The following is an 11914-nucleotide window of genomic DNA, read 5'->3' as shown; positions in this document are numbered from 1 at the left end:
CCAAGATATTAAGTTTTTTATGTAAATGGTGTTCCTATACCGGAGCAGATCTGGCGGGCATAAACCGGATGCAGTATCCCACGGCAATTTTACCTATTAAGGTGATGTGTTCAAGCCGCGTAGATCCTGTGTTTCTGATCAAATCTTATCTGCGTGGAGCAGATGGAATTCTGGTAGGTGGCTGACATCCTGGTGATTGTCATTACCAGGTTGGTAATTATCATACTCGCAGAAGAACGGCTATAGTGAAGCAAATATTCACAACCCTTGGTTTGGATGAGGGTAGAATACGTCTTACCTGGATATCAGCTTCAGAAGGTCAGAAATTTGCCCAGGTTGGCAATGAGTTTACTGATAAGATCAAAGCGATGGGTGGAAATTCTACTCAAAAGCAAATATTTTTGTAAATATCGAGGAAGAATATGAGTCATAAAAGCAAATCAGTAATGGTGGCGGGAGCAGGTATTGCAGGTATTCAAGCCTCACTTGATCTGGCTGAGATAGGATTACAAGTACATTTGATCGAAGAATCGTCCTCAATTGGTGGAAGAATGCCTCAACTGGATAAAACATTTCCAACCAATGATTGCTCAATGTGTATCCTGGCGCCTAAAATGAGTGAATGTGCCCGACATCCTAATATTAAAATTTATATAAAAACAAATATTTCATCTGTTGAAGGTGACCCGGGTAACTTTACTGTGAAAGTTCTGCAGAAAGCAAAATATGTGGATCCTGTAAAATGCGTTGCCTGTGGAATTTGTGAATCTAAATGCCCGGTAAAAGTTGATGATGACTTTGATATGGGACTCCGTAAACGCGGAGCTATCTCAAGATACTTTCTGCAGAGCATTCCCTCTGAATACACAATTGATCCTGAAAAATGTCTGAAGCTGACCAAGGGTGTTTGCGGAATCTGTGAGAAAGTGTGCCCTGCTGAGGCAATTAATTATCAGGATACAGATCAGGAGATTTCCCTCCAGGTTGGTGCTGTGATCCTGGCAACAGGAATAGATGCCTTCAACCCCATTGGTTTTGGACACTTTGGTTATAAAAGCTATAAAAATGTAGTTACATCTCTGGAATTTGAAAGAATGCTTTCAGCCTCTGGCCCTTTCGGTGGTCACGTAGTGAGAGCTTCTGATCACAGAGAACCAAGAAGTATTGCCTTTATTCAATGTGTAGGCTCCCGTGATGAGAGTATTGATCATAATTATTGTTCCTCTGCCTGCTGCATGTTTGCCATCAAGGAAGCAATGATCGCCAAGGAGCATATAAAAAGCTTAAATGCATCAATTTTTTATATGGATATCCGTGCTTATGGAAAAGATTTTGATAAGTATTATGAAAAGGCAAAGTCACAGTATGAAGTGAAATTTATTAAATCAAAAGTTGCTGAGATCACAGAAACTGATGATAGCTCACTAATTCTTAAATATGTTTATGAAAATGGCGATATCAGTTTTTCAGAATTTGATCTGGTTGTGTTATCTATTGGTTTGCAACCTCGCGCAAATATTGTACACTTAGCTGAAAAGCTGGATATAAAATTAAATGAATATGGTTTCTGCCGTTCCGATGCCTTCAAGCCTCTGCAGACAACCAGAGAGGGTATTTATGTCTGTGGAGCTTTGAATGGACCCAAAGATATCCCGGAATCAGTAACTACTGCCTCTGGCGCTGTAGCTGATGCAATAAAATTTCTACAGCTTGAAAGACAGGAAATTACAGAAGATGAAAATGCAGTTCCCGAAATAGATGTGCAGGGAGAAAGACCAAGAGTTGGAGCATTTGTGTGCCATTGTGGAATCAATATTGCTGGAGTGGTAGATGTGAAAGCAGTAGCAGAATCTGCCAGAAACCTGCCTAATGTGGAGTATGCGGAAGATTTGATGTATGCCTGTTCACAGGATTGCATGAACACGATTAAGGAGCGGATCAAAGAACATAATTTGAACCGGATAATCGTGGCAGCATGTACACCCAGAACTCATGAACCACTCTTTCGTCAGACAATTGCCGAAGCAGGATTAAATCCCTATCTATTTGAAATGGCAAATATCCGTGATCAATGCAGTTGGGCACACATGAATGAACCGGAGCTGGCTACAATCAAAGCAAAAGACCTGGTAAGTATGGGAATTGCTAAAGCTCGTAAATTGACACCTCTTAAGCGCTTACCAATTGAGATTAATCCCAAAGCATTGATAATTGGGGGGGGTCTTGCTGGATTGACAGCTGCACAATCACTGGCAGAAGCGGGTTTTATGACCTATCTTCTGGAGAAAGAAGCTGAAATGGGCGGGAATATGAGAAATATTTACTTTAATTTTGGTAATGATCCTCAAAAACTTCTCGCAGAAAAAATAGCTTATGTGATGAACCACGATCTTATAGAAGTTCATACTAATGCCAAAATTGAAAATATCGATGGCTTTGTGGGAAATTATAAAACAAATATTATTAATACAGAGACTAATCAGAAACATGAAATAGAGCATGGGATAGTAATTGTGGCAACCGGTGCTGATGAACATAAAACTACAGAATATTTGTACGGTGAATCATCCCGGATCGTTACACAGGTGGAATTTGAGGAAATGCTGCATGACCAGGATTTTCCTAAACCCAAACTCAAAAATGTGGTTATGATCCAATGCGTGGGCTCCAGAGAAGAAGGCAAAATGTATTGCAGCAGGGCCTGCTGTACAAAAGCCGTGAAAAATGCTCTTAATCTGAAAAAGAAATTCCCTAATGTGAATATCTATATTGCTTACCGTGATATCAGAACTTATGGTTTCAGGGAAAAATATTATACTGAACTGCGTGATAAGGGAGCAATGTTTATTCATTACACTCCCGACAACAAACCACAAGTAACTTTGGCAGATGAATGGGACCCCGGCAGCAAAGTTAATGTAACTGTGTTTGACCCAATTATGGATAAAGAAGTTGTTATTGATGCAGATCTTTTGGTTCTGGCAACAGCTATTGATGCCAAAAAAGAGAATGTGGATTTGGCAAAAATGCTCAAGATATCTTTAAATACAGATGGCATGTTCCTGGAGGCTCATGTAAAATTACGTCCAGTGGATTTTGCCACAGAAGGCGTGTTCGTTGCCGGGCTTGCTCATAATCCCAAAGATATGGATGAGTCAATAACTCAGGCAAAAGCAGCAGCCAGCCGCGCTCTTACATACCTTAATAAAAAATCGGTTCTCGCTGAAGGTACTATTACTGAAGTGAATGAAGCCCGATGCACTGGCTGTGGATATTGTGAAGAGATATGTGCCTATAAAGCCATTAGAGTAGACCCCGAAAAGGAGATAGCAGTAGTAAATGAAGCTCTCTGCAAGGGTTGTGGTGCCTGTGTAGCGTCTTGCCGTTGTGCTGCCCTTAATCTGAGAGGCTTTTCTAATGAACAGCTCTTTTCCGTTTTTGAATCTTTAGATTTAAACGATGTTATAGGTGAAAATTAATGGAAAAAATCAATTTAGGAGAAATATAGATATGGAAGAATGGCAACCAAAAATATTAGCTATTTTATGTAACTGGTGCTCTTATGCCGGAGCAGACCTGGCTGGTGTTTCTCGCATGCAGTATCCGCCCAATGTCCGGGTGCTCAGGGTACCCTGTTCCGGACGTGTTGATCCATTATTTATTGTAAAGTCACTTCAGAGCGGGTTTGATGCTTTACTGGTCTCCGGCTGACATCCGGGAGACTGTCATTACCTGTCAGGTAATTTTATCGCCCGTAGACGGTATTCTACGATCAAACCACTTTTAGAATTCATTGGAATTGAACCAGAACGCGTGCAGTTTTCCTGGATTTCTGCTGGTGAAGGTGAACGCTTTGCTGATATCATCACAAAAATCACTAAAGAAATCAAAGAAATTGGTCCTGCTACCAGGCTGGTAAAAGGAGTGAAACAGGTATGAAAGAATTGCAGGAAAAAGTAAAACAGCTTCTTGATAACAATGAAGTTGAAATGGTTATTGGCTGGGGAAAAGGCAGCCTGCCTCTGATTTCTACTCCGGTATTTATCAAAAACTCCGCTGATGCTGATCAATTGATCTTTGATAGCACCTGCAGAAATAATCTCGCCACCTATCTTACCAAAGATAGAAGAAGATTAGGCAAAAAATATAATAAAATTGGAATCGTAGTCAAAGGATGCGATGCCCGATCAATAGTACTGTATGTTACTGAAAATCAGGTAAAAAGAGAAAATGTTGTAATTATTGGAGTTCCCTGCCAGGGTATTTATGAATCACGAAAGATAATAAATATCACTGATGGCAGAGAGGTTTTGGAGCAGAAAACAGAAGGAGATCAGGTGATCCTGAAAGGCAGAGATTTTGAAATAAAAGTTCCTCGCGAACAAGTCCTGAGAGATTGCTGCTTGTTCTGCCGATATCCTGATGCTCCTGAATATGATCACTTTATTGGTGAACATCGTGGTGAAATAGATGTGCAGGATGAATTTAAACTAGTAGAGGATTTTGAGAAAAAATCATCTGCAGAAAGATGGCAACTTATCACGGAAGAATATTCCAAATGTATTCGCTGCTATGCCTGCCGTAATGTGTGCCCTTCATGCTACTGTAATTATTGCTTTGTAGATAATAATGATCCTCAATGGATTGGAAAAACCCCGGAAGTTACTGATAATATCATCTTCCACCTCATCAGAAATCTCCACCTTGCCGGGCGTTGTGTAGATTGTGGTGCTTGTGTGAGTGCCTGCCCAGTCAATATTGATTTACGTCCACTCAATAAAAAAGTGGAAAAAGAAATGAAAGAACGCTTTGGTTATACCGCCGGGTTGGACATTAATGAAAAGCCAGCCATGGCTTCCTACTGTGAAAACGAAAAACAGGATTTTATATTAGGTTAATTATGGTTAAAATTAAATATGATCAACTCACCTCTTTGATTGATTTTCTGTCTCTGAATTATCAGGTGTATGCTCCTGTAATACATGGCAAGGAAACTGCCTTCAAAAAGATCAGTTCTGCCAGTGAGATCAATAAATCAAAGTATAATACCTCTCTGAATCCCAAAGATATTTTCTTTCCCCAATCAGAAGTGATGTTCACTTATACAAAAGAGGGTATTCAAACTCCATCTGAAATGAAAAAACCTATTGCCGGCTGGGGATTGCGAACCTGTGACACAAAAAGTATCAGAATGCTGGATAAAGTATTTGCAAATGCCTATCAGATGCCTGATAAAGAAATGTATAAAGACCCCTACTGGATTGCCAGATACAAAAATTGTCTTCTTTTCTCTTTTGCCTGCAATGAACCTCCTTCCACCTGCTTTTGCAACTGGTTTGAAAGTGGTCCTTATGATTCCACAGATTCCGATGTATTTGTGATAGATACTGGAGATGAATATTTGCTGGAAGGAATAAGTGAAAAAGGCATCAAATTTTTAGATAGCTATCAGGAAACGAGCCAGATTGATCAGGCAGATCTTGATAAAATTGAAGTATTAAGGGAGAAGGCTGAATCGTATATGCCCCCTGTAGTAAATCTGAATGGCTTAAAAGACAAACTCCTGACTATTTGGGATGACCCCATCTGGGATGAACTAAGTGCCAAATGTATTAATTGCGGAGCTTGTGCCTATATCTGTCCTACCTGTCATTGTTTTGACATGAGAGATGAAGGTAAAGAAGATAAAGGAAAAAGAGTACGTCTTTGGGATTGCTGCATGTATCAGTTGTTCACAAAAGAAGCTTCTGGTCATAATCCTCGTGAATTATCCACCTATCGTGTTCGTCAACGGGTGATGCACAAATATAATTATTTTGTAGAAAATTATCAGCAGTTCCTGTGCACAGGTTGCGGAAGATGCGTTAAAGTATGCCCCGTCAATCTGGATATACGTGAAGTCATTCAAAAAATTCTTGAATATAATAAAGTGTAAATAGAAGAGGATATATATATGTCAAATACTTATATACCGATTCCAATGAAACTGGAGAGGATCATCAACGAAGACCCGGATAAAACTCTGCGTACCTTTGACCTCTCATTTGTAAATAAAGAAGATGAAGATAAATTTGATTACATGCCAGGGCAGTTTTGTGAATTTTCCATACTGGGCAAGGGCGAATCTCCCTTTGGCATTGCTTCCTCTCCCACTGAAAAGGGGATTCTAAAATTTACTATTAGCCGCACAGGATCTGTCACTGAGGAGATCCATTATCTCCAGGAAGGAGATGTCGTAGGCATAAGAGGTCCCCTTGGCAATTGTTATCCAGATGAAAAATTGCGAGGAAATGATACAGTAATTATTGGTGGAGGATTTGCCTTCACGACTCTGCGCTCTATGATAATCTATATGCTTGATCATCGTGAGGATTATGGCAAGATCACAGTGATCTATGGTGCCAGAGCCCCTGAATTCTTTATTTTTAAAGATGAATTGAAAGAGTGGGAAGAACGTGATGACATCACTTTGCATCTCACAATTGATAAACCGTATCCCGGATGGGATAAATTAATCGGCTTTGTTCCCACTGTCACAAAAGAAGTGGGACTTGACCCTTCTGCTTATGTGCTGGTTTGCGGACCTCCCATTATGATCAAATACACCCTGCCGGTTCTTTCGGAAATTGGCTTTGAAGACTCTAAAATATTTACATCGCTGGAACGCCGCATGAAGTGTGGGATTGGTAAATGCGGTAGATGCGGGATAGGTTCCAAATATATTTGCATAGATGGTCCCGTATTTTCCCTGGAAGAACTCAAAAAAATCCCTGAATCTTTTTAATAAGGAGCAATAAATGGATAAAATTATTCTTAAAGAAAAAGATGCTAATTTCAAAAATGAAATTGCAGCTCAACCCGGTGCTGAACATTTTAAGCAGTGCTTTACCTGTGGCACCTGCACTGCTGCCTGTCCAGTAGCAGAAGTTCATCCTGATTATGACCCGCGCAAAATTATAAGAATGACTCTGCTGGGTCTAAAAGAAGAAGTTCTTACTTCTGATATTCTCTGGATGTGTTCCCGCTGCTATACCTGTTATGCCCTTTGTCCTCAGGGAGTTAAATTCACTGATGTAATCGGAGTACTGCGAGATATGGCTATCAGGCAGGGATACGTTCCCAAAAATAGAAACCAGGAAATCAGAGAACTTGATAAATTCATTCAGAAATTGCGCACGGATATGATCACTACAAAGCTTCATCCCGAAAAGAATGATTCTGATGAAATCTGCAAGTCTGTGAAGGATGAACTATCACAGGTATGGTAAATAAAATTGATCTTCAAGAGAATTCGTTTTCTAAGGAGTATAGTATAAATGGAAAATAAAAAAGTAGGATCAGTGCTCGTAGTGGGTGCCGGTATTGCCGGAATCCAATCTTCACTGGACCTTGCTGCCTCCGGTTATAAAGTATATCTTCTGGAACAAAGTCCCGCTATCGGCGGCACAATGGCTCAACTGGACAAAACCTTCCCTACTAATGATTGTGCCATGTGCGTGATCTCGCCTAAGCTGGTGGAATGTGGCAGACATCTTAATATTGAGCTCATCACCACTGCTGACCTGGTATCACTTGAAGGCGAAGCCGGAAATTTCACTGCCAGAATTTATAAACATCCTCGTTTTGTTGATCTTGATACATGTACGGGCTGTGGAGAATGTGCCACTGTCTGCCCGATCCAGACTGTATCAATATTTGATGAAAATCTGGTAGCCAAAACAGCTATATATAAACCATATGCTCAGGCTTCTCCGAATGCCTTTGTGATTGATAAAAAGGAAACTGCTCCCTGTCAGATTGCCTGCCCCTCAAATATTCACGTTCAGGGATATGTGGCTCTGGTTGCTCAGGGTAAATATAAAGAAGCTTATGATCTGATCAGACGCAATAATCCTTTCCCATCCGTTTGTGGACGTGTCTGTTTCCATCCCTGTGAGGGAGATTGTCGTAGAGGTGAATATGATGAACCTTTGGCAATTGCTTCTATTAAGCGTTTTATTGCTGATTATGTGCATTCACATCACAGTGAATTTGAAAAAACTGATCAGCCAGTATCCAAAGATAAAGAAAAAATTGCCGTTATAGGAGCGGGACCTGCCGGGCTTTCATGTGCTTATTATCTGGCAAAACAAGGCTATCGGGTTACAATATTTGAAAAAGATTCTAAAGCTGGCGGGATGATGCGGTCTTGCATTCCTCCCTATCGGCTTTCCAGAGATGAACTCGATTGGGAAATCGATCAGATACTTGCTGAAGGTATTGAGCTTAAGCTAAATCATCCACTTAATTCACCTGAAGATATTGAAAATCTCAGAAATAGTGAATATAAAGCATTTTACATAGGTATTGGTGCCCAGGTAAGTTTGTCTCTTAAAATTAAAGGTGAAGATTTAACTGGAGTTTTTGGGGGAATAGATTTCCTGAAAAAAGTAAATTATCATGAAGAAGTAAAACTGGGTAAGAAAGTTGCTGTCATTGGTGGTGGAAATACTGCCATAGATTGCGCCAGAACCGCTATCAGGCTTGGTAGTGATGTTACCCTCATATATCGTCGTACACGCCGGGAAATGCCGGCAGAAAGGCACGAGATCATGGCTGCCCAGGAAGAAGGTGTAAAATTTAAATTCCTCACTAATCCAATTGAAAATATCGGTGAAAATGGCAATTTGAAAGCCATTAAATTTGCCGTTATGGAACTGGGAGAAAAAGATGCCAGTGGCAGAAGACGTCCCAAACCTACTGGTGAATTTTTCACTGAAGAATTTGATAATATGCTCATAGCTATCTCTCAAACCTCTGATCTGTCACTTATTGACAGCACTGAAATCGAGACTACCCGCTGGAATACTATCACAGCAGATTCCACTACTTATATTACCAGTCGTCCTGATGTATTTGCTGGTGGTGATGTGGTTCTGGGACCAGCTTCAGTAGTGGAAGCAGTGGGACAAGCTTATGAAGCTGCCATCTCCATTGATCGCTTTCTGCGGGGAGAAGATCTTAAAACCGGTAGGAAAGAACAAAATCCATTACCTGCCAGAGAATATCAGACCTATGTTCCAACCGAAAACCGGGTGAAAATGCGTAATCAATCTCCTGAAAAACGAGTAAAGAATTTTGATGAAATGGAGCTGGGATTCTCTGAAGAAGAAGTTCAGAAAGAAGCAAAACGCTGCCTTGAATGCGGTATCTGCTCCGGCTGTCTGCAATGCGAAATCGTTTGCGAAGCTGGCGCTATCCTCCATGATATGAAAGGAGAAATGGTAGATATCGAAGTAGGTTCCGTTATTGTTGCCACGGGTGCCGAAAAATATGATCCCACTCCCATGCACGAATATGGATATGGCAGATATAAAAACGTGGTTACTTCTATTCAGTTTGAACGTATTCTGGCTGCTTCAGGTCCTTTTGAAGGACATCTCCAAAGACCTTCTGATGCCAAAACCCCGGTTAAAATCGCCTGGATCCAATGCGTTGGCTCAAGAACCAAAGATTCGCACATGCCATACTGCTCCTCAGTATGCTGCATGTATGCCATGAAGGAAGCACTTATTGCCAAAGAACATGTCCCAACTGTGGAACCCACCATTTTCTTCATGGATATCCGTGCTCATGGTAAAGATTTTGATAAATATTATGATAAAGCCAAGGATATTGGCGTCACATTTAAACGTGGCAGAATTGGTAAAATAAAAGAAATCTCTGAAACTGGTAACCTTGAACTGTATCAGGTAAAAGAAAACGGTGAAATGGTCATTGAAGAATTCGAACTGGTTGTTCTTTCAGTAGGTCTTCATCCACCCAAAGATATTGTGAAGCTGGGTGATGCTCTTGGCGTTCGGCTTAATGAATATAACTTTATTGATCATCTGGGAATTTCTCAAATTGATACCACAAGAGAAGGTGTATTTGTCTGTGGTCCTGCTGTTTCGCCCAAAGATATTCCGGAAACTGTTATGCAGGCTTCCGGTGCTGTAGCTGGCGCTGCAGAAATTCTTTCCGAAGTTCGCGGCACTCAGATCACAAAAAAAGTGTATCCACCTGAACGCTCAGTTGCTGGTCAAAAATCCCGCATAGGCGTTTTCATCTGTCATTGCGGTATTAATATCGGCAGTATTGTAGATGTCCCCGGTGTGGTGGAATTTGCCAAAACCCTGCCTAATGTGGTATATGCGGGTGAAAATCTCTTTACCTGCTCTCAGGATACTCAGCAGGCAATGAAAGAGATCATTGATGAATATAAGCTCAATCGAGTAGTTGTCTCATCCTGCTCTCCCAGTACGCACGAACCGCTTTTCCAGGAAACTCTCCGCGAAGCCGGACTTAACCCCTATCTCTTCGAGATGGCAAATATCAGAAACCAGTGCAGCTGGGTGCATCGTGAAGACCATGCCAAAGCTACTGAAAAAGCAAAACTGCTCACCAAAATTGCGATTGGAAAATCTCGACTTCAAGAACCTTTACATTCTATTGCTCTCGATGTCACCCAGAAAGCCTTGGTCATCGGTGCCGGACTTGCAGGTATCACAGCAGCTCTTTCCATTGCCAATCAGGGATTTGAGGTTGCGCTCATCGAACGTGAAGATAGCTGCGGTGGTAATCTGAATGGATTGGTAAAAACTCTTGATGGCACCTACGTCCGAGATTACCTGCAAAATCTTAAAGATGAGATGGGGACTAATAAAAATGTGAAGCTCTTTCTCAATACCACAGTTGAAGAGATTTCCGGCTATATCGGAAATTACGAAACTACTCTCAATACTAAAGGTGAAATTACCAAATATGAGCATGGTGTGATCATTATTGCCACAGGTGCTCAAGCTTCAACTCCCCATGAATATTTATATGGTAAAAATAAAAAAGTAATTACCCAGAGAGAAATGGAACATCAACTGGAAAAACAAAATGTGGAATGTAAAAAAATCAAAAGCGCAGTTTTCATTCAATGCGTAGGCTCCAGAAATGAAGAGCATCCTTATTGCTCTCGCATCTGCTGTTCTCAGGCAGTTAAAAACGCTATGGCTCTCAAAAAGATTAATCCCAAAATTGAAGTTGCTATTCTTTATCGTGATATCAGAACTTTTGGATTCTATGAGACATATTATCAGGAAGCTCGCCAGTTAGGTGTTGTATTTATCCGTTATACCGAAGATAAACTGCCCGAGATCATATCTGATGCCGATAATAATCTCACTATCAGATTGAAAGATCACGTTCTGGGAATTGAAATCACGCTTAATCCCGATAGAGTAATTCTCTCACCGGCTATTGAACCGCGACCAGATGCCCATGTTCTTTCTCAGATGCTCAAAATTCCCTTGAATGAAGATAATTTCTTTATGGAAGCGCACGTGAAACTGCGTCCCGTGGATTTCTCTGCCGAAGGCATGTTCCTTGCCGGACTGGCTCATTCGCCCAAGGGAATGGAAGATACGATCTCCCAGGCAAAAGCTGCCGCTGAACGTGCCTGCATCATCATCAGCTCTAAGGAATACATCTCGGAAGCTGTGATTGCTCAGGTTGATCTTGATATGTGTGCCGGTTGTGGAATGTGCGTGGCTGTGTGCCCCTATGATGCACCCAGCTTATTCTGGCGAAATGGCAAAGAATATGCCTACGTAAATTCCGCCCTCTGTAAAGGCTGCGGCTCCTGCGCTGCCATTTGCCCCTCCGGTGCTATGCAGCAATTAGGCTACAAAGAAGAACAAACCCTGGCAATGATGACCGAAGCTCTCGAGCTTTGGTAAAATAAATAGAATTAAACCTTGCGGATGGTGTTTACACCTCCGCAATGTACTATATCTCCAGTCAAATCATTTTTTCTTTTTTATTCCCCCTCCTCCACTGGTTTGATAGCAGCTATCAAACCAGTGGAGGAGGGGGAATAAAATAAATATCATAGATTACTGCCTTA

The 11914-nt window shown here is 41.1% G+C and carries 8 protein-coding genes and 1 pseudogene; all 9 read left to right on the top strand.

Annotated features, from left to right (window positions below; translation table 11 throughout):
• Positions 1-407, top strand: a 407-nt coding sequence (locus RAO94_05015; GenBank protein ID MDP8321693.1) for a hydrogenase iron-sulfur subunit, incomplete at its 5' end; no start/stop codon positions are given.
• A gap of 15 nt (positions 408-422) precedes the next feature.
• Complete coding sequence (locus RAO94_05010; GenBank protein ID MDP8321692.1) at positions 423-3479, top strand: CoB--CoM heterodisulfide reductase iron-sulfur subunit A family protein; 3057 nt, start codon at positions 423-425, stop codon at positions 3477-3479.
• A gap of 31 nt (positions 3480-3510) precedes the next feature.
• Positions 3511-3939 (top strand): hydrogenase iron-sulfur subunit, encoded by a 429-nt coding sequence (locus tag RAO94_05005; GenBank protein MDP8321691.1) that lies wholly within the window; start codon positions 3511-3513, stop codon positions 3937-3939.
• Positions 3936-4898, top strand: a complete 963-nt coding sequence (locus RAO94_05000) for a 4Fe-4S dicluster domain-containing protein (protein MDP8321690.1) — start codon at positions 3936-3938, stop codon at positions 4896-4898. The genes RAO94_05005 and RAO94_05000 overlap by 4 nt, the downstream gene beginning before the upstream one ends.
• Positions 4899-4900: 2 nt before the next feature.
• Positions 4901-5935, top strand: coding sequence for a 4Fe-4S dicluster domain-containing protein (locus RAO94_04995; GenBank protein ID MDP8321689.1), 1035 nt, complete (start codon positions 4901-4903; stop codon positions 5933-5935).
• A gap of 18 nt (positions 5936-5953) precedes the next feature.
• Complete coding sequence (locus tag RAO94_04990; protein ID MDP8321688.1) at positions 5954-6784, top strand: FAD/NAD(P)-binding protein; 831 nt, start codon at positions 5954-5956, stop codon at positions 6782-6784.
• A gap of 13 nt (positions 6785-6797) precedes the next feature.
• Entirely contained in the window at positions 6798-7268 is a 471-nt protein-coding gene (locus RAO94_04985; protein MDP8321687.1) for a 4Fe-4S dicluster domain-containing protein, read from the top strand.
• A 48-nt stretch (positions 7269-7316) separates the two neighbouring features.
• Positions 7317-7679, top strand: a pseudogene (locus tag RAO94_04980) (FAD-dependent oxidoreductase).
• An 84-nt stretch (positions 7680-7763) separates the two neighbouring features.
• A complete protein-coding gene (locus tag RAO94_04975) occupies positions 7764-11747 on the top strand; it encodes an FAD-dependent oxidoreductase (protein MDP8321686.1) in 3984 nt (1327 codons plus the stop codon).
• Positions 11748-11914 lie beyond the last annotated feature (167 nt).

This window comes from Candidatus Stygibacter australis, from assembly GCA_030765845.1.
GTDB classification, from domain to species: Bacteria; Cloacimonadota; Cloacimonadia; order Cloacimonadales; family TCS61; genus Stygibacter; species Stygibacter australis.
Note: the sequence above shows the minus strand (reverse complement) of the source record. Positions and strands in the feature narration are given on the sequence as shown.

Excerpts from the sequence above, each read along its gene's own strand:
- RAO94_05010 (MDP8321692.1), top strand. The coding sequence starts at position 423 with ATGAGTCATAAAAGCAAATCAGTAATGGTGGCGGGAGCAGGTATTGCA.
- RAO94_05000 (MDP8321690.1), top strand. The coding sequence starts at position 3,936 with ATGAAAGAATTGCAGGAAAAAGTAAAACAGCTTCTTGATAACAATGAA.
- RAO94_04995 (MDP8321689.1), top strand. The coding sequence starts at position 4,901 with ATGGTTAAAATTAAATATGATCAACTCACCTCTTTGATTGATTTTCTG.
- RAO94_04990 (MDP8321688.1), top strand. The coding sequence starts at position 5,954 with ATGTCAAATACTTATATACCGATTCCAATGAAACTGGAGAGGATCATC.
- RAO94_04985 (MDP8321687.1), top strand. The coding sequence starts at position 6,798 with ATGGATAAAATTATTCTTAAAGAAAAAGATGCTAATTTCAAAAATGAA.